The 21515-nt window shown below is 62.6% G+C and carries 17 protein-coding genes; 9 read left to right on the top strand and 8 right to left on the bottom strand.

Going from position 1 to position 21515, the window contains the following annotated elements; all coding sequences use genetic code 11:
* Entirely contained in the window at window positions 1–885 is an 885-nt protein-coding gene (locus tag P9254_RS26815) for a methylenetetrahydrofolate reductase (protein WP_278057445.1), read from the top strand.
* A gap of 183 nt (window positions 886–1068) precedes the next feature.
* Here P9254_RS26815 and P9254_RS26810 read toward each other — a convergent pair whose 3' ends face one another.
* Both P9254_RS26810 and P9254_RS26805 read right to left on the bottom strand, forming a co-directional pair.
* A complete protein-coding gene (locus P9254_RS26810; RefSeq protein ID WP_278057442.1) occupies window positions 1069–1653 on the bottom strand; it encodes a YceI family protein in 585 nt (194 codons plus the stop codon).
* Between the two features lie 33 nt (window positions 1654–1686).
* Entirely contained in the window at window positions 1687–2514 is an 828-nt protein-coding gene (locus P9254_RS26805; protein ID WP_278057441.1) for a hypothetical protein, read from the bottom strand.
* A gap of 355 nt (window positions 2515–2869) precedes the next feature.
* Between P9254_RS26805 and P9254_RS26800 the strand changes: the two genes are divergently transcribed.
* The 7 genes from P9254_RS26800 to P9254_RS26770 all read left to right on the top strand — a co-directional run bounded on the left by P9254_RS26800 (window position 2870) and on the right by P9254_RS26770 (window position 9068).
* Complete coding sequence (locus tag P9254_RS26800) at window positions 2870–3664, top strand: ABC transporter ATP-binding protein (RefSeq protein WP_067327884.1); 795 nt, start codon at window positions 2870–2872, stop codon at window positions 3662–3664.
* Window positions 3661–4371 (top strand): ABC transporter ATP-binding protein, encoded by a 711-nt coding sequence (locus P9254_RS26795; protein WP_066997920.1) that lies wholly within the window; start codon window positions 3661–3663, stop codon window positions 4369–4371. Before P9254_RS26800 ends, P9254_RS26795 begins: the two co-directional genes overlap by 4 nt.
* 1 nt (window position 4372) lies before the next feature.
* On the top strand, window positions 4373–4660 hold the full coding sequence (locus tag P9254_RS26790; RefSeq protein ID WP_067327883.1) for a hypothetical protein: 288 nt from the start codon (window positions 4373–4375) through the stop codon (window positions 4658–4660).
* Window positions 4657–5538, top strand: coding sequence for a branched-chain amino acid ABC transporter permease (locus P9254_RS26785; RefSeq protein WP_278057437.1), 882 nt, complete (start codon window positions 4657–4659; stop codon window positions 5536–5538). Before P9254_RS26790 ends, P9254_RS26785 begins: the two co-directional genes overlap by 4 nt.
* Complete coding sequence (locus tag P9254_RS26780) at window positions 5535–6536, top strand: branched-chain amino acid ABC transporter permease (RefSeq protein ID WP_278057435.1); 1002 nt, start codon at window positions 5535–5537, stop codon at window positions 6534–6536. Before P9254_RS26785 ends, P9254_RS26780 begins: the two co-directional genes overlap by 4 nt.
* Before the next feature lie 14 nt (window positions 6537–6550).
* Entirely contained in the window at window positions 6551–7765 is a 1215-nt protein-coding gene (locus P9254_RS26775; protein ID WP_245322294.1) for an ABC transporter substrate-binding protein, read from the top strand.
* A 313-nt stretch (window positions 7766–8078) separates the two neighbouring features.
* Window positions 8079–9068 carry a dipeptidase gene (locus P9254_RS26770; protein ID WP_127239392.1) on the top strand — a complete coding sequence of 330 codons (990 nt, stop codon included), beginning with the start codon at window positions 8079–8081 and terminating at the stop codon, window positions 9066–9068.
* 43 nt (window positions 9069–9111) lie between these two features.
* On the opposite strand, the gene P9254_RS26765 is transcribed toward P9254_RS26770, so the two are convergent.
* From P9254_RS26765 to P9254_RS26745, 5 genes are all read right to left on the bottom strand, one after another.
* Window positions 9112–9738, bottom strand: a complete 627-nt coding sequence (locus P9254_RS26765) for an arylsulfatase (protein WP_336619675.1) — start codon at window positions 9736–9738, stop codon at window positions 9112–9114.
* A 108-nt stretch (window positions 9739–9846) separates the two neighbouring features.
* On the bottom strand, window positions 9847–10083 hold the full coding sequence (locus P9254_RS26760; protein WP_067327877.1) for a hypothetical protein: 237 nt from the start codon (window positions 10081–10083) through the stop codon (window positions 9847–9849).
* Window positions 10084–10338: 255 nt separating this feature from the next.
* A complete protein-coding gene (locus tag P9254_RS26755; RefSeq protein WP_278057430.1) occupies window positions 10339–11670 on the bottom strand; it encodes an HlyD family type I secretion periplasmic adaptor subunit in 1332 nt (443 codons plus the stop codon).
* Window positions 11663–13396: a type I secretion system permease/ATPase gene (locus tag P9254_RS26750; protein WP_278057428.1), complete on the bottom strand. Its 1734-nt coding sequence runs from the start codon at window positions 13394–13396 to the stop codon at window positions 11663–11665. The genes P9254_RS26755 and P9254_RS26750 overlap by 8 nt, the downstream gene beginning before the upstream one ends.
* A gap of 589 nt (window positions 13397–13985) precedes the next feature.
* Complete coding sequence (locus P9254_RS26745) at window positions 13986–15368, bottom strand: calcium-binding protein (protein ID WP_095823789.1); 1383 nt, start codon at window positions 15366–15368, stop codon at window positions 13986–13988.
* 928 nt (window positions 15369–16296) lie between these two features.
* Between P9254_RS26745 and P9254_RS26740 the strand changes: the two genes are divergently transcribed.
* A complete protein-coding gene (locus P9254_RS26740) occupies window positions 16297–18009 on the top strand; it encodes an HAD family hydrolase (protein WP_278057425.1) in 1713 nt (570 codons plus the stop codon).
* Window positions 18010–18038: 29 nt separating this feature from the next.
* Here P9254_RS26740 and smc read toward each other — a convergent pair whose 3' ends face one another.
* A complete protein-coding gene (gene smc / locus P9254_RS26735) occupies window positions 18039–21497 on the bottom strand; it encodes a chromosome segregation protein SMC (protein WP_278057423.1) in 3459 nt (1152 codons plus the stop codon).
* Window positions 21498–21515 lie beyond the last annotated feature (18 nt).

The following is a 21515-nucleotide window of genomic DNA, read 5'->3' as shown; positions in this document are numbered from 1 at the left end:
ATGGAAAAAGCTGCTATCCGCCCCTCCTCTATCGACGCCTCGATCGAGATGGCGCCAAGCCAGGTGATCGACTCCCCTGACCTGCCGGGCCTTTTCCCGTCGGGGGTCCGGGTCTACATCACCGATATCGGCCTGGCGGACACGCCGACCCTGGTCAAGGCAGCGCGTCGTGTCGCGGACCTTGGCTACACCGCGGTTCCCCATATGGCCGCTCGCCGACTGACCACGCGCCAAGCGCTGGAAACGCGGGTGAAGGCTTTGGCTGAGGAATCGGGTGTCCGCGACTTGCTCATCATCGGCGGCGACGTGGCTACCCCAGCCGGTTCATTTTCCTCCTCGTTCGAGGTGCTCGAGACTGGTTTCGTTGACAAGTACGGCATCACCGAGGTCGGTGTAGCCGGCCATCCGGAAGGCAGTCGCGACTTTGGCGACGAGGCGGCGATTGCAGCGCTCCGGATGAAGAGCGCCTGGGCCGAGCGGACCCGGGCAAAGATGCGTGTCGTCACCCAATTTGGCTTCGACGCGGACAAGTTCATCGCCTGGGCGGACGGCCTGGCGGTTTCCGGGGTGGACCTGCCGATCCATCTTGGCGTGGCCGGTCCTGCCAAGATCACGACCTTGCTAAAATACGCCGCCTTGTGCGGCGTCGGCAATTCGCTGAATTTCTTGAAAAAGCGCAGCGCCTCGCTTGCCGCCCTTGCCACCAGTCACTCGCCGGAGAGCTTCGTCGGCCCGATCGAGCACCATCTGCGGGCAAAGCCGGAGTCGGCAATCGCGCAGCTGCATGTCTTTCCGTTTGGCGGCATCAAGAATACGGCCAGGTGGCTCTACGAGCGTGGCTCGTGGCAAGACCTCGAAGCCGACGATCGCTCGTCGATCGCTTAAGCGCGCAGCCACCTCCCGAGAGCCGAGCCAGACCATGGCGCGCCGATCGTCGGCGCGCCATGGTCTCTCGTTGCCGCTACATGGGCGAATGTTGCTGCACGATTGCCACGCGCAGCCTATCAGTCAGCACCGCCGGACATCCGCGAGGACGTCCGGCGCGCTCAGGACAACGCGAAGCCGCCGTCAGCTGCGGCCGCGCCCCTCCGTTTCGATGCGCAGCGTGACCTCGTCCCCGATCAGGGGAAGATTGGCCGTCATGCCGAAGTCGCTGCGCTTCAACTTGGCAGTCGCGCTGAAGCCGGCCTCAAGACTGCCGTCCCACGGGTTCTTGCCCTGGCCGTTGAAGGTCACGTCGAGCGTCACCGGCTTGGTCACACCGGCGATGGTGAGATCGCCCGTGATGGTGCCCTGCTTGTCGCTCGACTTGGTGAATTTGGTGCCGACGAAGGTGATCTCCGGAAACTCGGTGGCATTGAACCAGTCGGCGCCCTGGATGTCGCTGTCGCGCTGGGCATTGTTGGTGGAGATGCTGGACACCTTGACCTTGGCCTGCAGCTTGCTGGCCTCAGGCGCGTCCTTGTCGAAGGTGAATTCCCCGGAGAACTCCTTTGCAACGCCGATGACGTTGGAGAAGCCGAGATGATTGATGAAGAACACGATGCCGGAATGAACCGGATCGATGTCGAACGTGATCGGCTGTGCGGTTGCCGGCCCGATTGGCGCCGTTGCGAGTGCAGCTAGCAAAGCTAGTTTCGGTCTGTAGTTCATTCCATCCTCCTTTGTTGATGCACGAAAGCGAATTCACAGCGGAAGGCTGAACCCCTCCCGTGCCAGCATGACTGCGACGGCCGCGACGGCCGGCACCAGGCAGAACCCTGCGAAGACGAACGTGGCGAGTGCAGGGGTTTTCTGATCGAGACGATCGAGGATCACGCGGCAGGCCGAAGGGACCAGGAAAAGCAGCAGGAGCACCGCAAGGGCGAGAAGGTCGATCTTGCGGGTGATCAGCGCGACGGTCTGCGCCACAGCCATCATGCCCGCCGCTCCGCCGAGCAAGGATGCCCATCCGAAGCGGTAATTCGGCCGGGACAGGTGCCCAACCACGATGCCGGCGATGCCAAAGGCGACGCCAAGAGACAGTTGCAGGCTGGATGATGAAGCCCCCATGAAGGCAATGGGAGCAAAGCCTGCGCTGGCAACCGCGAGCATGATCGCAGGGCGCAGGCCTGATCCCTCATCGGGATAGTCAGCTTCCCGATGAAGTGCATATAGCGCTGCCGCTCCGGCCAGAGCGGCGACAACCAGGTCGAGAGGCTGCGCCAGGGCAATCGTATCGCCGATGTAAGCTGCTGAGGCGACCGGCATTGCCGCCAACAGCAACTGTCCGAGCCTGCGGCTGCCTGTCCATTCCGTCGCCACGCCCAGGATCGATCCAACCGCCGCCAGGTAGAACACCTTGTTGACGGCGCCGACCGGAGGGAAGGACGGAAGGCGATTGTAGGTCAACCAGTAGGACAGGAAGAAGCCGAGCGGGATCAAGAGATCGTACCAACGGCGATCGACGCGCCCCCATCGCATCAGGCCGCTCAAGGCGAACGACAAAAGGCCGCAAATGGCGACCGCCAGCATAACGGCCTCCTGCGGCGATCGGGCAACGCCAATCACGTCGCATTACCCGTTGTTGGCTATAGGATAGCGGGCACACGCTCGCGGCACCTTGCGGCAGGATGAAGTCACACCGTCCTCCCCGGTCTGAGTTCTCCATGACCGGCCCCTTCTGGATACCGGTCGGATTTCAAATACCAAAGCGTATCTCACTAACCTTGTCAATCCGACTGGGCAGCTGGCCGGAACCCGCCTCGCCTTAGTGCAGGTGCACCGGCGAAGTCGGTTGACATACGACTCAGACTTCAAATACTATATGGTATCTAAAGTGGGACAGACGCGGAAGCGCCGGTTCCGCTGACACGCCTGGGAGGAGTGCGTGGCTGTGCAGGAACATATCAACGCCTATTTGCCTGTGCTCGCGGCGGATGGCGTATCGGTCAGCTTCGGAGGCGTGCAGGCGCTCGACAATGTCTCGCTCGACGTCGGCGGTGGCGAGATTTGCGGCTTGATCGGCCCGAATGGCGCGGGCAAGACCACCTTCCTGAATGCCATCACCTGCCTTGCACGCCTTCAACGCGGCACCGTAGAGCTGTCGGGTCGGATAATCTCCAATTCGGCGGTGCGCGACATCATCGGTCTCGGGATCGCTCGGACATTCCAAAATGTCGGCGTATACGGCTCGCTGAGCGTCCTGGAGAACGTCATGCTCGGCGCACACCACAAGATGGGTGGAAAAGTCGCGCGTGCCCTTCTCAATCCCTTCGGTGCGTGGGCCGAGGAGAAGACGGTCCGCCGCAAGGCTGAATCAATTCTGGATGAATTGGGAATGGCCGCATTATCGAGCGTGCGCGCCGACTCCCTGCCCTATCCCTTGCAAAAGCGGATGGAGATCGCACGCGCCCTGGCGGCCGAGCCCAAGCTCCTGTTGCTGGATGAGCCGGCCGGCGGACTGACCCATGGCGAGGTCACCGAATTCGGCACCCTCGTCAATACGATCCGGCACAGCCGCAGGCTCTCGATCCTCCTGATCGAGCATCACATGGGTCTGGTGATGAGCCTGTGCGACCGGATCCATGTGTTCCACCTCGGTCGAAATCTGGCGTCAGGACGCCCCGAAGAAATCAGGACCAATGAAGCCGTCATCGGCGCCTATCTCGGGAGGAGCACGTGAGACTGCTTGACGTCCGCAATCTCTCGGCCTCCTACGGCAAGGTACGGGCGCTTTTTGACTGCTCGCTCGCAATCGCGCAGAACGAATTCGTCGTCCTGCTCGGCGCCAATGGCGCGGGAAAAACCACTTTGCTGCGCGCGCTTTCGGGCACGATCCGCTCGGCCGGCGAGATCGCCTATATGGGAAGCGACTTGCAAAAGATGGCGCCGGAACGGCGTCTGCAACGCGGCTTAGCGCAGATTCCCCAGGGCAGAGGCACTTTCACGGAATTCACGGTCGACGAGAATCTGACGCTGGGCGCCACAATCGTCTCCGATGCCCGCCAGGTCCGACAGGACAAGGAGCGGTGGTACGATCGCTTTCCGCGATTGCGCGAACGACGCTCCCAACTGGCCGGCAATCTGAGCGGAGGCGAGCAGCAGATGCTCGCGGTTGCGCGAGCGCTCATGTCGCGGCCAAAACTGCTGCTATGCGACGAGCCGTCATTGGGTCTCGCACCCGTCATCACGCGCGAAATATTCGCGATCTTCAAGGAACTCCGCGACATCGATGGCTTGACGCTCTTGGTCGTGGAGCAGAACGCGGACCTGTCGCTCAAGTTCGCCGACCGCGCCTATGTCATCGAGGCCGGGCATATCGTGGCCGGCGGCTCAGCCGGCGCGATACTTGCAGATGAGCATATCCAGAAATCTTACCTTGGGGACTAACGTGGCGACGTTTTACCAGATCATTGTTTGCGGCATTGCCCCAGGCGGAGTCTACGCCGTGCTGGTCATTGCCCTCGTGCTGGTCTCGCGTCTTACAAGGCGGGCGTCGGCCGACCGCCTCGATGCAGCCTCCTTCATCGACATTCACGATACCGCCGGACTGCCATTCCTGATGGTGGTAACCGCCATTTCCCCGTCCTCAAACGCCAGGGTTCCCTTGGCCAAGGCTCTCGGATCGAAGGCGCGCAGGTCGACGGCCTCGGCGTTGCAGTTGGGAGGCTGGGCTTGACCCTTTTCCTGCAAATCGTCCTCAGCGGTCTTGCCACCGGCGCCATCTATGCGGCTCTTGCCCTTGCACTGGTGTTGATCTTTCGCGCCACCAACGTCGTCAATTTCGGTCAAGGCGAAATGGCGACTTTCTCGGCATACTGCACCTGGCAGCTATGCCTGTGGGGCCTGCCATTGTGGCTTTCGATTGCAATCGGCCTGGCCGGTTCCTTTGTGCTGGGAATCTTGGCGTTTCGGGTGTTCGTCCGCCCGCTCCTGGCAGCACCAGTCGAGGCGACAGTGGTCGTCACGCTCGGCATGTTTGTGCTCTTCCAGGCGATGGTGACGTGGCTCTGGGGCGCCGAGCAGAAGCCGTTCCCCAGCCTTTTTCCCGAAGGCAGCTTCAGCCTCGGTGAGGTACAGGTGCTGGCTTCGTCGGCCGGTACCTTGCTGATCCTCATTGTCCTGGCCGCGGCCATCGCCTCCCTCTTCGCCTTCACAAGGCTTGGGCTCTCCATGCGTGCCGCGGCCTTCGACCGCGTTCGCAGCGTTCTGGTGGGCATCAACGTCGAGCGCATGCTGATGCTCGGCTGGGGTTTCGCCGCGGCGATCGGAATGATCGCGGCGGTGCTGGTCGCGCCACGGCTGTTTTTGAGCCCGACCATGATGACCCCGATCCTATTCTACGGCCTTGCCGCGGCAACCGTTGCCGGCTGGGACAGTCCGCTCGGCGCGATAGCCGGAGGCCTTCTGGTGGGCGTCAGCGAGAGCCTTGGCGCCAACTACATCGGCTTTCTGGGTGCGGACATGCGCATCGCGGTCCCGATCGGGCTCACCCTTTTCGTCCTGCTGGTCAAGCCGGTCGGTCTGTTCGGCTCACAGAAGGTCACCAAGCTATGAGCAACGACATTCGGCGCACGGTCGCGGCAACCGCTGGTTTTGTGCTGGTCGCCGCATTGCTGCCGGCCACTTTGTCAGGTTTCCAGTTGCAGCAGGTGAGCATCGCCATCTCCTATGCGGTCGCCATTCTTGGCCTCAACCTGCTTATGGGGTTTGCCGGGCAGATCTGCCTCGCCCAGGGGACGCTGTTCGGCATCGGCGCCTACGTCACCGCCATCTTGAACGCGACCTATGGCGTCCACCCGTTGGCGACCCTGCCTGCGGCAGCTGTTTTTACCGCGCTGGCCGGTCTCGTCGTCGGACTGCCGGCCCTGCGTCTGCAGGGGCTGCAACTTGCGATCATCACGTTTGGTGTCGCGGCGGCCTTTCCGCAGCTTCTGTTGAAGCTCGGCAGTTGGACGGGCGGAGTCTCCGGCTTGGCGATCGATTCCCTGGAGCCGCCTGCGTTCGTGGCCGATTACTCCGAGCTCTGGCTCTATCTGGTGTCGCTGGGGTGCGCCTGCGTCGCGGCATTCATCGTCTATCTCGTTCTCCTCGGCGACGTCGGCCGCGCGCTCCAGGCGCAACGGGACAGTCCGCAGATCGCGGAGGCTCTCGGCGTCAACCTGACCAAGACCAAGCTGTGGGCGTTCGCCATCAGCTCTGCGCTCGCCGGACTTGGCGGCGGCGTCTTCGCGATCCTCAATGGCTTCATCAGCCCGCAGTCCTTTCTCGCCCCACTTTCCATCACCATCGTGATCGGGAGCATCGTAGGCGGCTCGACAAGCATTGTCGGCGCCTTCATCGGCGGGCTGTTCATCACCTTCGTCCCGACCTGGACGTCCAGCATCAATCTCGCACTCGGCAACGTCATCTACGCGCTGGCACTAATCGGCATCATGCTTCTGGCGCGCGGAGGGGTTGCCGGTCTGCTGGAGAGACTTGCCGCTGCCTTGACGGCGCGGTCGAACGCCAACGGCAAAGCCGGATCAATCAGCCAATTAGGGAGGAAGTTATGAGACCATGTTTACGCATGCCAAGAATGCTTGTGACGGCGGCAATACTTGCGCTAGCCGTCGGTGTCGCTCCGGCGAAAGCTGACGAGGCACCGGGCATCACCGACAGCACCGTCAAGATCGGCATCACCGGTCCGCTCACCGGTCCCGTCGCCGTCGTCGGCGCGGTCGCAGAAGGCATCCGCGCCCGGGTCGAGGCCGCCAATTCCCAGGGCGGCGTCAAGATGTCCGACGGCAAGACCCGCAAGATCGAGCTCGTGATCAAGGACGACATGCTCGATCCGCAGCGAACCCTTGCGAATGTGCGCGAGATGGTGGAGCAGGACAAAGTCTTCGCCCTTGTCGGCACGGCTGCCACGCCGAACAATGTCGCCATCGGACGCTATATCGAACAACGCAAAGTGCCCAATGTCTTCATGTATTCAGGCGTCCACAAGCTGAACGCGCCGCACGAGGAAATAGGGTTCGTCCCGGCCTTCTCGACCGAGGCGGCGTCGTTCGCCACTTATCTGAAGGACAACAAGCCCGAGGCAAAGGTCGCGCTCCTCTATCTCAACACCGAGACCGGCGAAACCTTCATGAAGGCCTTCGACCAGGCCATCGACGGCTCAGGCGTCAAGGTCGTCGATCGGCAACCGGTGACTTCGCAGGATCCGACCGTCGAAACGCAACTGACAGCGCTCAAGGCTTCCGGCGCCGATACGCTGGTGATCATCGCCGCGCCGCAACAAGGCGGTGAAGCAATCCGCTTCCAGGCCGAGAGCGGCTGGAAGCCGCTGACGCTCGTCACCAACCTTTCCTCGGCCTACCCGATCCTGCAGGCGGTGGGGCTCGAGAACGCCAAGGGCATCATCACCTCGAATTTCCTGAAACCGATCGTTAGCCCGGAAAAAACCGGTGATGCGGGTATCGACCAGTATCTGGACGATATCGCCGCGGCCAAGGTCAACTTCGTCTTCGCCAACACGATCGGACAGGTCGGCTACGCGACCGGCGATGCTCTTGTGAAGGCGCTCGAGCACATGAAGAAGCCGACCCGGGCTGAGCTCCTCGACACCGTCTTCAACATGCAGAAGTGGGACGATCCACTGTTGCTGGACGGGATCAAGCTGAACACCAAAGCCGGCTCCGATATTTTCCCGATTGAGGCACTGCAGCTCTATCAGTTCGACGGGCAGAAGTACGTGCCTGTTGGCAAGCTTCTGGATTTCGAGGGCAAGACGGAAGAGTAACGGACGATCGACACAGGTTGCTGCCGGCTGCGAGCGTCCGCGTTTTGCGGGCGCCTTGCTCGCGAGGGCGAATTTCGATTTGTTTGAGCCATTCGTGAGCCGACAAGATCGTCGGCGGTCCTATCTGCAACCCGTTTTTGCCGGAAGTCATTCGGCAGAAAGATGCTGGCGAAGGCCAATTCGGATTCCGTTGCGCGTGACGGCAGATCCAGCTTCAGGCAGTTTGCACCTGCCCTGCGTACCGGACGCAACTTCCCCATTCTAGCCAATATGGTAGAGATTGGGGCTGGTGCAAATTCCGGTACGAACGGCAATGAACCTTCAAACCAGAGCCCGGTCCATTCTCGATAGCGAAGTCGTCTGGGACGCCCATTCCGGCTTCATGCCGGATCCTGCCGCGGACTTGAACAACCTGCGGATCTGGCGAGACGCCGGTGTCGACTATCTGTCCATCGATGTCGGGTTCGATCTGCTGCCCTGGGAAATGACGGTGACCAATCTCAGCTGCTTCCGCCACTGGATCCTGGCGCGTCCCGCCCACTACGTGCTCGTCTCGTCGGCCGACGAAATCCTCGCTGCCAAGGCGCAAGGCAAGCTGGCGGTCACCTTTGACATCGAAGGCATGAACGCCCTGGACGGCCGGATTGAGATGGTCGAGTTCTACCATGGCCTTGGCGTGCGCCAGATGCTTTTCGCCTATAACCGCAACAACCTTGCCGGCGGCGGATGCCATGACGAAGACCCGGGTCTGACCGCGTTCGGTCGGCAGGTGATCGACGAGATGAACCGCCTCGGCATGTTCGTGGATGTGAGCCACACCGGCTATCGCACCACCATGGACGTGATGGAGTACACGGACCGGCCAGTCATCTTCTCGCACTCCAATCCGAAAGCGCTCTGCGCCCACGGTCGCAACATCACGGACGAGCAGATCAAGGCCTGCGCCCGCACCGGCGGCATCGTCGGCGTCGTCGGGCTCAGTCGTTTCCTTGGCGAGGCGCGCACCGATTCCGAACGGCTGGCCGACCATGTCGAATATCTGATCGATCTCGCTGGCCCACGCCATGTTGGCATCGGCCTCGATCATGCTTTCCCGGTCGAGATCGAAGGCATCGACGACATCATCGCCAGCAATCCGCATTTCTGGCCGAAGAGCGAATATGCGGGAGAAACGACCTATTCGGCACCAGCCCAAATGAAAGAGCTGACCGAGGTTCTGCTTCGTCGCGGTCAGCCGGAAGGAGCGGTCCGCGACGTCATAGGCGGCAACTTCATGCGCCTTGCCCGGGAAATCTGGAAATAGCCACCGGAGCAGCTGTCGAGCGCTCCGTGGGACCTTCTTTTGGTCAGGCGGGTTGGTCCGCGCCAAGAAGGACGCGCAGCTTCGCGACGGCCGCATCCGGACTGGTCGATACGGGGATGTTCGTCGCCGCTTTGACCGCATCCCGCGCGCGCGCCATGGAGAACTGTGCCAAGACGATCGCATCGAAATCCTTCAGCTTGGCGGCTTCAGCCGCGATCAGCCGGTTGTGGGTTTCCACGTCTCCTGCACGCACCGCCTCGATCGCGCCCGGCACGAAATAGCTCGTGATGGTGGCAGCTTGGCCCATACGGGCGGCTTCGTCCCGGAACTCCTGCTCCATTCCTTCCCTCGACGGCGGGAAAGTGTAGAGCATTGCGGTGCGACCGCCACGGCGGATCGCCGTCTCAAACATGGCCTCGTTCGGTTTCAGAACCGGAACGTCCAGCTTCGCCGCGGCCTGTTCAATCGCTTGCCCGAACGCCGAGCAGGTGAACAGCACGGCATCGCTTCCGATCGAACGGGCATAGCTGGCCAAGGCCTCGACGCGCCGGACCATGTCGCTCGTCAGGTCAGCGGTTTTGGCGCGGTCCACTGCCAGGCTGTCCTTGAGGATATTGACGGTTTCGGCGCCAGGCCATCCCGCTTCGAACGCCCGTCTGATCGGCTCCATCGAGATGGGCGTGGCATGGATCAGGGCAATGCGAGGCTGTGACGTCATTGTGCGAGACCGAATGATAAACGAGGCCGCCCCGAGAGCAAGCGGCGTTGGTACCGATGACTATTTCGGGGCTGCCGCCGCGAAGACCCATACGCTCTCGGCAGGGATCCGCGCCCATACATTGCCCGAGGCAAGTTGCCGCGCGCCGTGCGCCTTGGCGACGAAGTCGCCACGGCGCAGACGGTACTCCCGCTTGTCGCCGAGATAGATGCTGTCGTCGAGATGCATCTCGATGCCGTCCGGGTGCAAGGGACCGCGGTACTTCGAGATCGACACTCTCGCGATGGGCGGGATCATCCCGCTTATCCTTTCGAGGCCAGCTCACCATGGCAAGGAGGGAGGAAGGCGACCGCAGACCCAATAAGTGATCGCCCTTGCCCTCGATCACGTGGCGAGACAGCCATCACAAAGCCCGTCGCCTCGAGCGCTACGAGCGTGCGACGTTTTGGCCATGAAAACCGAGAACCGTGAGTGGCCGAACCCGGTTGCGCATAATCCGGCGGAAGAGTTCCACTTCGGGTAAGGTTGAAGGCCGCAGGAGGCAGGATCGGGCTATCTTTCCCGAAAGGCGCGCTGGAACGAGTCCACCAGCGGCTTGGTCAGATAGCTCAGAAAGGTTCGCTCGCCGGTTGAAATGAAGGTTTCGACCGGCATGCCTGGGTAGATCTGCTCGGGCTTGACCTGCGGTGGCAGCTTGTCGGCCATCTTAAGCCGCACGGTGTAATAGGGCTGTCCAGTGCTGGGAGTGGTCAGCCGGTCCGCCGAAATGTAGAAGACCTTTCCCGGCACTTTTGGTGTTGTCCGTGCGTTCAGGGCCGTGAACATCATGTTCGCGCCTTGGCCGACTCGGATAGAATCGATGTCTTCAGGCTTGATCTTTGCCTCGACGATAAGTTCCTTCGTCGGCAGAAGCTCCATCGCAGGCTCGCCAGCACGAATGACGCTGCCTTCGGAATTGTACAGAGAGCGGACGATGATGCCGTCCGCCGGAGCACGAATGGTCGTTCGCACCAGGACCGATCGAGCGGCGTTGATTTGTTCCTCAAGGTCGGCCACCTCTACCCGGGCTTTGTTCAGTTCGGTGACAGCATCCTCGACCCGGGTGGTTGTTAGTCTTTCAATCTGCTGGCGCGCTTCCACGATCTGGGTGGCCGCGCTGGCGATTTGCGCCTCCAGCGATCCCTCCTGACCTACCAACTCGGCGGTGCTGCGCAGAAGGTCGGTGTATTCGGAACGATTTGTCAGTCCCTTGTCGAGCAAGTGCTTTTTGCGTTCCGTCTCGGCATTGACGATCGCGAGCTGGTTTGCCGCAGCATCCTTTTGCGCCTTCAAGCCGGCAACAGCTTCCTGAAGGGCTGCCACCCGTTCCCTAAGGATCTCCTGATCTGCGCCATAGCGCGCTAGCCGAGCCCGGAACTCCTTGGTTTGCTCTGCAAAGACGTCACTGAATTCGGACGCGTCTGAGTAGGCGCCTAAATCGCGGGGCAGGACGATTTTCTCCAGGCCATCCCGTTCTGCCTCGAGCCGCGCGATCTCAGCCTTTTGTGCGACCCACTGTTTGAGGACTCGGTTGAGCTGCGACTGCGCCACCGTTGGATCGAGCACGATCAGCGCCTGCCCTCGTAAGACTCTGTCACCCTCTCGAGCTTTGACGCTGCTGACCACGCCACCTTCGAGATGCTGGATCATGACATTCTGTCCAGCTGCTGCAATCACTCCTGGCGCGATCGTTGCTCCGGCAATCGGCGCCATTGCGCCCCAGAATACGAAGCCAAGCAAGAAAGCGGACACGCTTGCATACCCCGCGAGCGTGATGCGATCTGTGCGTGTGTCGACGTTGCGCTGCCAGCTATACGTCCTGGCGCCGATGGCTTGGCTAGTCATTAGCGACCTTTATCTCGCCTCGAGCAGATGAGGGGAAAGGCACCACTCCTTCGCGCGACTGAGAGGCTGCGGGCCACCCCGCTTGGGCGCGTCGCTCGACAAGTCTATCGAGCACGCCCTTGGTCAAACCGTAGATCTCGACCTGGCCATTGCGTAGCATCAATACGCGATCGCATTTGGAAGCGAGAGAGGGCCGATGGGTTATGACAAGCACGGTCGTTTTTCGTGAACGCGCCCCGCTAATCGCGCGCTCGAGCGCGGCTTCGCCGTTGGAATCGAGATTTGCATTGGGCTCGTCGAGAACCAGCACCTTGGGATCGCCGTAGAAGGCCCGAGCAAGCCCGATGCGTTGACGCTCGCCACCCGAAAGGCGAACGCCGGTCGGGCCGATCAGCGTCGAGTAGCCATCCCTCTGACCCAGGATGAGCTCATGCACTTGGGCCCGCTGGGCTGCTTGAACCAACTTCTCGCTGGGCGCATTCGGTTCGAACCGCGCGATATTTTGCGCGATGGTTCCCGGGAAGAGTTCCACATCTTGCGGCAGGTAACCAATATGGCGGCCGAGTTGTTCCGGGTCCCAGTTCCGAATATCGCCGCCGTCGATCCGGATCGCCCCCGAGCGGGGCGCGATCGCACCGACGATGAGGCGCGCCAGAGTCGATTTTCCAGCCTGGCTCGGCCCTACGATCGCGACTGTCTCGCCGGCGGCGACCTCAAAGGTCAAGCGCTTGATCAGCGGCAGCGAGCCGTCGGCCGCGCCCGGAAGATGATAGACTATTTGCTCCACGCTTAGCGCTCCTTCAGGAGCCGGCAATGCTACGTTTTCCTGGTTGTCGAGCCCGGACCGGAGAGCCGAAAGCCTCTTCCAGGCAAGATTGGCGTCGATGATCTGCCGCCAACTCCCAATGATCTGATCAAGAGGTTGCAGAGCGCGCGCCGAAATCATCGAGGACGCAAATATCATACCGGCGGTCATCTCGTTGTGGAGAACCAGATAAGCGCCGGCTCCCAATATCGCGATCTGCAGTGTCGAACGAGTGGTGCGCGATACACCGCCATAAAACGAATTGATGCGAGCGAGCCCATCCGAGGCGTGTAGAGAGCCGGAAAAACGGGTGCCCCAGAATTCTATCGCGTTGGACACCATGCCAAGTGCGCGAACGGTTTCGAAGCTTCGGGCGAAAGCCTGCGCTGAATTCATCGAGGCGTTGAGACTCTCCGCCGCCTCCTTGCCAGGTCGCGAGCTCGCGACCTGGTTCAGCATGGCGATGGCGACCATGAGAACCGCCCCGACGACCGTCACGAGGAAGAGCAGCGGATGGATGAAATAGAGCAGGCCTACGAAGATCGGCCCGAAAGGAAGGTCGAAGAGAAAGAAAATCGTTCTCGAAGCGATGAAGCCTCGCACGGTGGCCAAGTCGCGCAAGGCTTGAACATCGCCGAGGCCAGCGCGAGGGCCACTCATTGCAGCGAGAAAAGACGATGTGCCCAAAGAGACATCCAGTCGCGCCGCGAGCCGGCTTGCGTATACACCCCGCACGACTTCGAGCACGCCGAAGAGCAAGAGCGTCGAAAGCGCAAGCAATGTTAGGTAGGTGAGCGTGTCCAAATTGGCGGCGGGCAACACCCGATCATAGACCTGCAGCATGTAGAGAGGCAGAACTAGCACCAGGGTGTTCATCACCGCGGAGAACAGGCCCATTTCGACCACGCTCTTCGACAGCACCCTTCTATTCGTGTAACTGGGCATCCCCGAAATCGTCTCTTTTGGTTAAGCGATCATTTTAGACAATGTTTATATATCATGCCAAGCAGCCGCGCTATCGCTTGCGACCTTTTGACAGCCTAGCCTCACTTTCACCGGAAGTTATCCACCGGGCATCCAGTTCGGCTGGGACGCCAGGAACCACCAATCCAGGATGGCGCTAAGCGTCTGATTCTCAAGCAGAGAATTGAATCGTCCAAACCTCGAAATTGCCCTAGTCAGCCAATCGTTTGCTGGCAGTGAAAATGACGTCTGCGAACGAGGCGGCGTGAAACTCTGGTTGCTACATGTTTTCCAACAATAGCGCCGCCGCCGCAGCAAGCTGGCCGCCGATAATGGTGTCGCCGCCATCGGCCCGATCGGTTTGGAATTGGTGATGGCAGCGCCGACCGCAAAGGCCGGCGCATGCGCATCCGCGGCGATCAATGCGGCCGACGTTTATGGCAACTTGATCGGCGTCCGCCGCCTTTCTGATCGGTGACCGTCGGAACCAGGCACGGCGGGGGGCGCGCCCGCCCCTCGCCATGCCATGGTCCGATCGCATGAACGATCAAACGACGAATACGTCGTGATAGGTCAGTGCCGCTCCGGGCTCCAGGTGGGCGATTTCCACCTGCGGGGCCGATCTCGAGCCGTCGGGATCATAGGACAAGACGCCCGTGGCCCGGTTGTAGAGCAGGTGATCGTTGCTATGGGTGGCGTGTTCTCGCAACTCAAAATACGACGAGTTCACCTGCGTCGGGCTGGACGAGGAACCGGCGCCGAGTTGGGTGAAGACGGCGTTGTCGAGATAGAGCGCGTCGTTTACCGCGTCGAAGTCGGTCAGCGTGTCGACATTGCCGGCGCCATAGGCGGTGTCAAACACAAAGGTGTCGTGGCCCGCGCCGCCGGTCAGCACGTCGTTGCCACCCTTGCCCCGCAATGTGTCGTTGCCAGCCAGGCCATCAAAGGTATCGGCCGCGGCAGTGCCGACAAATGTATCGTTGCCGGTCGTTCCGTGGGTCGGGTCCGTCGGCAGGGTCGGAGATGACGGTAGCGGGTCGGTCGGCACGGTCGGAGATGACGGCAGCGGGTCCGTCCCGTCATGGGCTGCATGCCAGGCCGCCTTGGCGTTGGCCCAGTAATCGCGGGCCGCTTGGCCTTGAAGGACCGTCCAGCCGGCGGGCGGCATTGGATAATCCGCCGGCAGTGGCGTGTCGGAGAGGTTGAGATAGTAATTGCCGTGCGACTCGACCGTCTTGTCCCAGGCCCGCTGCACCCGCTCCAAGCCGTTGTGGTCAACGTCGGTGATCGCCACCACGCAGTCGATGAAGCGCAAGCTAGGAACGATATCGTCAGCGCCTGTGCCCTTGTCCAGTTTGAACGGCGAACCGTGCGTCATCTCGCCTTTGCGAAGATACTCTCCCATGCCTAGAAGCATGCCATCCATGGTGACCGTGTTGTCAGACCCATCGACGTCACCGTCGCCAAGGCTCACTCCGGAAAACACGTGGTCGAACAGCGAATCCCGGATGGTGCCGCCGATGACGTCGTCGTCCTCGACCGCGTCGTCTCGTGAGTAGCCGACATAGGTATCCTCGATGAGGAAGGTGCCAGTGCCGCCGACACGGATGCCATCCCAGGGCTTGGTGATCGTCCAGTCGTCGATGACAAAGTTGTGGGCTGAATTCACGCGGACTGCGGCGGAGTTGACGTAAACGTCCTCCCAGGCGCCGGTTTGGGAGACCGTGCCGTTGATCGTGCCGCCCGACGCCACGAGGTTGTCGCCGGGGTTGACGACCGCGAAGGGATAGAGGTTGGTGGAGCTTCCCTGATTGGCGACAATCCACGAGGCTTTGCTGGCATCGATAGTGGTGTCGGCGGGGAGACCGGATGCTTTATATTGGCGGTAGCCGTAGTCACCGCTCAAGACAATGGTATTCGTATCGGCCATTCTTGGCGACCTTTCACACCCCCACCCTTTCTGCCCAACATGCCTGAAGCCCGAATGGCTCGCGGCCAAAAGAGCCCAGGTTAGCGGTATGGAGCAAATCACAAAATTTAAAAAAAGTGTCTCAAAATGTAACAATATATCTCTCGCGGGAATTGGGTGGCGCGGCGATTTCAGCGCGGATTCTCTTCAGTGGTCTCAACGCGGCTTTCGATCCCTTGCCACCTCCAAAACCCACCGGCCTCGCAGGAGCAGTCCATGAGCGGAGACGGTGCGCACGGGTTCCATCGTTGCAAATCATCGAAATCCGGACGATTGGCGAGACGATCAAATTCGTCCGTGAGTTATGGGGCAAGAACGCACGCCGGGATGTCGAGCGCCCGGCAATGAACTGACCGATATTTGCGTCAGCTCGACATCACGCTCTCTCAATATGAAGTGGAAGTCCGTGCTCTGGTCGCGGCGAGCTGTGGGGCAGGTCCCTCGACAATATCGGCCCGACCTCCTATATGCTTCGCGCAAAAGCACGGAGAAAGGGTGTGTCCCGAGAGCGTGACGTGCTTATGTGGCGCGAAGCCGGGAAACTTGCGTTATCTGGCGACTATGAAGGATGGCTTGCCATCGAATGGGAGCTTCGTAGCAGAGGATTCTCACGCGCCAAGCTGTTGTTCGATAACGACCGGGTCCGAAAAAAATTGGATGAGATCTGCAAGAGGGCACAGGAGCAACGCGCCGACCCCAAACAGACCTAAAGACCAGAAACGCCCCGCCTTTCCAGAACCAGCCAACCTTTCTCTCTTTCCGATGAGTTGCATTTCTCCACGCCAGGTTTCTCGCCAGGCAGGCGAAAGCGCCGGCCTAAACCTTTTCCGCCGACAGACGTTGTTTGTTCCAGACGGACCGAGCGACCGGCAGCGGAGAGGATCACCCGATGTATTTCATGGCACTGGCCACCGACTACGACGGCACGCTGGCGCATGACGGACTGGTCACCGCCAGCACGCTGTCGGCGCTGAAGAAGCTGAAGAAGTCCGGCCGCAAGCTCATCCTGGTCACCGGCCGCGAACTGCCCGATCTCAAAGAGGTGTTTCCGGAGGTCGGGCTATTCGACAAGGTGGTGGCCGAAAACGGCGCGCTGATCTACACGCCGGCGAGCGAAGAAGAGCAAACAATCTCGCCCTCGCCTTCCGCCGATTTCGTCGACAGACTGAAGAAGCGCGGCGTCAAGCCGCTCTCGGTCGGCCGCTCGATCGTTGCCACCTGGGAGCCGCACCAGGCCACCGTGCTCGACGTCATCAAGGAGCTCGGCCTTGAGCTGGAGATCATCTTTAACAAGGGCGCGGTGATGATCCTGCCCTCAGGCATCAACAAGGCCACCGGACTGGCGGCTGCGCTCAAGGACCTCAGATTGTCGCCGCATAATGTGGTGGGCATCGGCGATGCCGAGAACGACCACGCCTTCCTCAGGGCTTCGGGTTGCAGCATCGCCGTCGCCAACGCATTGCCCGCCGTGAAGGAAACCGCCGACCTCGTCACGAGGGAGGCGCGCGGCAAGGGTGTCGAAGAACTGATCGGCAAGCTGATAAAGCAGGATCATCTGATAGCTCGCAAGCGCTTGCGCGGCGTCCTGCTGGGAACTGCCAACGGCAAGAAGGTCTATCTGTCGCCCGTCGAGACCGTTCTGATCGCCGGAAGCTCCGGTATCGGCAAGTCGACATTGGCCACAGCGCTCACCGAGCGGCTTGCCGAACAGGGATTGCAGTTCTGCATTTTCGATCCCGAGGGCGACTATGACGGACTGGAGGGCGCCGTTCCGCTAGGTGATGGCTCGACTACACCCAGCAAGGAGCAATTGCTGGAGCTGATCGAAAAGCCTAGCACCAATATCGTGGTCAACGGGCTGGCGCTGAAGGTCGACGAGCGGCCCGACTTCTTTGCCGAATTGCTGCCAGGCCTCGGCAGCGTCCGCTACCGCACGGCAAGGCCGCATTGGCTGATCATCGACGAGGCGCATCACCTTCTGCCCCGGCGCCGCGAGGACACGCGCGCGGTGCTGTCGCTCGAGCTGCCGGGCACGGTGCTGATCACCGTGCATCCGGAAGCGATTTCGACCGGGGTCCTGCGCCTGGTGACGGCGGTCATCGCGCTCGGTCCGAAGGCGAAGAGCGTGATCAAGACCTTCTGCAAGGAGGCCGGGCTGGAGGCGCCCAAGAGCATTCCTTCGCCGAAGGGTGACCGGGTTCTGCTGTGGCGGCCGCAGGACGGCAAGAAGCCGTTCACGGTCAAGGCGATCGAACCCCACCAATCGCTGAAGCGGCACAGCCGCAAATATGCCGAAGGCGAGCTCGACGAGGCCGGCAGTTTCTATTTCACGGGGCCGGAAAAGGCGATGAACCTCAGAGCCCACAACCTGATTATTTTCGCCCAAATGGCAGAAGGCATCGACGACAAGACCTGGGAATATCACCTGCGCGCCGGCGACTATTCCAAATGGTTCCGCCAACAGATCAGGGACAAGGAACTCGCCCGCGAGACGGCAGAGGCCGAGAAGGACAGGCGTCTATCGCCCGAGGACAGCCGCAAGCGCGTGCTGGAGGCCGTGCGCCGGCGTTACACGGCGCCAGCCACGGCACCGGAGAGGTAACTCAGTCGGTTCCGGACGCCAAGCCGCCCTCAACTCGCCTCGCGCATCGCCTCAGCCGCCTGCAGGTCGACCGAGACCAGCTGGCTGACGCCCTGCTCGGCCATGGTGACGCCGAACAGCCGGTCCATGCGCGCCATGGTGATCGGGTTGTGGGTGATGATGACGAAGCGCGTGTCGGTGGTCTTCGACATCTCGTCCATCAGATTGCAGAAGCGCTCGACATTGTGGTCGTCGAGCGGGGCGTCGACCTCGTCGAGCACGCAGATCGGCGCCGGATTGGTAAGGAAGACGGCAAAAATCAGCGACATGGCGGTGAGCGCCTGCTCGCCGCCGGAGAGCAGCGTCATGGTCTGCGGCTTCTTGCCCGGCGGGCGTGCGAGGATTTCGAGGCCGGCTTCCAGCGGATCTTCGGACTCGATCAGCTGCAATTCGGCCGTGCCGCCGCCGAAAAGATGCGAGAACAGGCGCTGAAAGTGGCCGTTGACCACCTCAAAGGCCGACAGCAGGCGTTCGCGGCCCTCGCGGTTGAGGCTCTGGATCGCCTGGCGCAGTTTTCTGATCGCCTCGATGATGTCCTCGCGCTCGGAAACGATGATTTCCAGGCGGTCCGACAGCTCCCGCTGTTCTTCCTCGGCGCGCAGATTGACGGCCCCTAGCCGCTCGCGCTCGATCTTCAGCCGGTCGAGCTGGCGCTCGACCTCGGCCATGTCCGGCATCGGGTCGTCGGTCTCTAGCCCGGTATGCTTGATGACGAGATGCGGCGGCGTGTTCAACGCTTCCTGGATGCGAGCCTCGACCTCGGCGCGGCGTTCGTCGGCCGCGGTCAGCCGCTCCTCGGCGCGGACGCGGGTCTCGCGCGCTTCGGCAAGCGACTGGATCGCCGCGGTCGCCGCCTTGTCGAGCTCGGCTTGCTTGGTCTCCGCTTCCTGCAGGCGATCGCCGGCGGCCTGGCGCAGCGCCTCGGCCTCGGAAAGCTGACTCAACAGCGCACGGCGCTTGGCGTCGATCTCGTCGGGCGCGTCGGCCAGCCGCTCGCGCTCAGCTTCGGCCTCAGCCTTGCGCTCGCCAAGCGCGGCGATCTGCGTCGAGGCGTTTTCGGCCCGCTCCAGCCAGTTCTTGCGCTCGGTGCCGATCGCGTCGAGCCGGCGCATGCGCGCTTCGGCCTCGCGCCGTAGGCCGTCATGCACGGCGCGCGTATCGGCAAGCGTGGCGCGGTCGCGAGCTACACTGGCGGAGGCCTGCTCGAGCTGGAGCTGCAGGTCGCCGAGATCGGGCGCGTCCCTGAGCATCTCCTCGGCTTCGAGGAAAGCGGCTTGCGTCTCTTCATGGCTGTCGACGATGCGCGCGCGGGCGTCATCCAAGGCAGCACGGCGGCTCGCCAGCTCGCCGCCGGCCTTCTCGGCCTCGGCCAGCGCGTTACGGGCGGCGTCCAGTGCGTGCTGGGCATCGCGGCCGGCCTGACGCGCGTTGCGCTCGGCCTCGCTCGCCTGGCGCATCGCCTGCTCGGCGCGCGCCAGCGCCTCCTCGGCCTCGCGCACGACGCGGGTCGCCTGCACGGCCTCGGCATCGAGCTCCGCCAGGCGGTTCTTCTGCGCCAACCGCTGCGCGGCAGCGGTTGGCGCATCGGCGCTGGCCGTCAAGCCGTCCCAGCGCCAGAGCGCGCCGTCGCGGCTGACCAGCCGCTGGCCGGGCGCGAGCTGCGCCTGAAGGCGACGGCCATCGGCGGCGTCGACGATGCCGATCTGCGCCAGGCGGCGGGCAAGCTGTGCCGGCGCGCGGACCACACGCGCCAGGCTCCTCACGCCTTCGGGCAGTGCCGCGTCACCCGGTTGAACCGCGCTCTCGCCCCAATGCACCGGGGCGCTGCGGTCGAGCGGCACGTCGAGGTCCTCGCCGAGCGCGGCGCCAAGTGCCGTCTCGTAGCCGCGCTCGACGCTGATCTGCTCCAGCACCGAAGGAAAGAGATCGCCGCTCGCGGCGTTGAGTATCTTGGCCAGCGTGCGCGCTTCCGTCTCGATGCGCTGCAATTCGGCCTTGGCATCCTGCAGAGGCGGACGGGCAGCACTTTCGGCGGCGCGCGCTTCGGCGACCGCCTGCTCGGCGGCGATGGCGCCTAACTCGCTCTCTTCCAGCCGGGCAAGCGCGTCCTCGACCAGCAGCCGCTTCTCGGCGGGATCGGGCAGGCCGGAAATGCGCGTGACAATATCGGAGAGCTCGCGATCGACCTCGGCAAGCTGGCGAGCGAAGCGGTCGCGGCGCTCGGCGGTCTCACGCAAAGTGCGCTCGATCTGGTGGCGCGAGGCGGCCGCCTCGGCGCGTTCGGCCGTCAGCGCGGCAAGCCTGGCTTCGCTCTGCGAGAGCGTCGCGCCGGCCTGCTCGAAGGCGGCGCGGGTGGTGGCTTCGCGCTCGGCAGCACCTGCATTGTCCGAATTGAGCTCGGCTTCCTCGGCGCGGAGACGCTCGAGAATGTCGGCATTGTCGCGCACCATCCGCTCCTCGCGGGCGATGTCTGCATCGAGCTGTTGCAGGCGCCGCTCCAGCTCCGCCTGGCGCGAGCGGATGCGGCCGGCCTCTTCTTCGATCTGCGTCTTGGCGATCGACAGGCGCTGAAAGGCCGCCGCCGCGGCCGCTTCCGCGTCGCGCAGATCGGGCAGGCGGTGAGCGGCGATGCCCTGCTCCCTCGCAGCGGCCATCTGGGCTGCGGCGCGGTCACCGACCAGCGTGGTGGCAACGGCAAGCGCCGAACGCGCTTCGCCTTCCTGGGTTTTGGCCAGCGTCCAGCGCAGATGCAGAAGCGTCGCCTCGGCCTTGCGGATGTCGGCCGACAGGTTCTTGAAGCGCGAGGCCTGGCGCGCCTGGCGCTTCAGGCTGTCGATCTGGCTTTCCAACTCGCCGACGACATCGTCAAGCCGTTCGAGGTTTTGTTCGGCCGCCTTCAGCCGAAGCTCCGCCTCGTGCCGGCGCGTGTGCAAGCCGGAGATACCGGCGGCTTCTTCGAGCAGCGCCCGGCGCGCCTGGGGCTTTGCCTGGATCAGCTCGCCGATGCGGCCCTGGCCGACCATGGAGGGCGAGCGAGCGCCGGTCGACTGGTCGGCGAAGAGCAGCTGCACGTCCTTGGCGCGCGCTTCCTTGCCGTTGATGCGATAGAGCGAGCCCGCCTCGCGCTCGATGCGGCGCGACACCTGCAATTCATCGGCGTCGTTGAAGGCGGCGGGTGCCGTGCGGTCCGAATTGTCGAGGAAGAGCGTGACTTCGGCGGTGTTGCGCGCCGGCCGCGCGCCGGAGCCGGAAAAGATCACGTCGTCCATGCCGGACGCGCGCATGTTCTTGTAGGAGCTTTCGCCCATCACCCAGCGCAGCGCCTCGACAAGGTTGGACTTGCCGCAGCCGTTCGGCCCGACAATGCCGGTCAGCCCGCGTTCGATGACGAACTCGCCGGGCTCGACGAAGGACTTGAAACCGAGGAGGCGAAGGCGCGAAAACTTCATTCGCGCCGCTCCGCAAAG

The sequence above is a fragment of the Mesorhizobium sp. WSM4983 genome, assembly GCF_029625765.1.
GTDB lineage: Bacteria > Pseudomonadota > Alphaproteobacteria > Rhizobiales > Rhizobiaceae > Mesorhizobium.
This window is presented reverse-complemented; position numbering and strand designations above follow the sequence as displayed.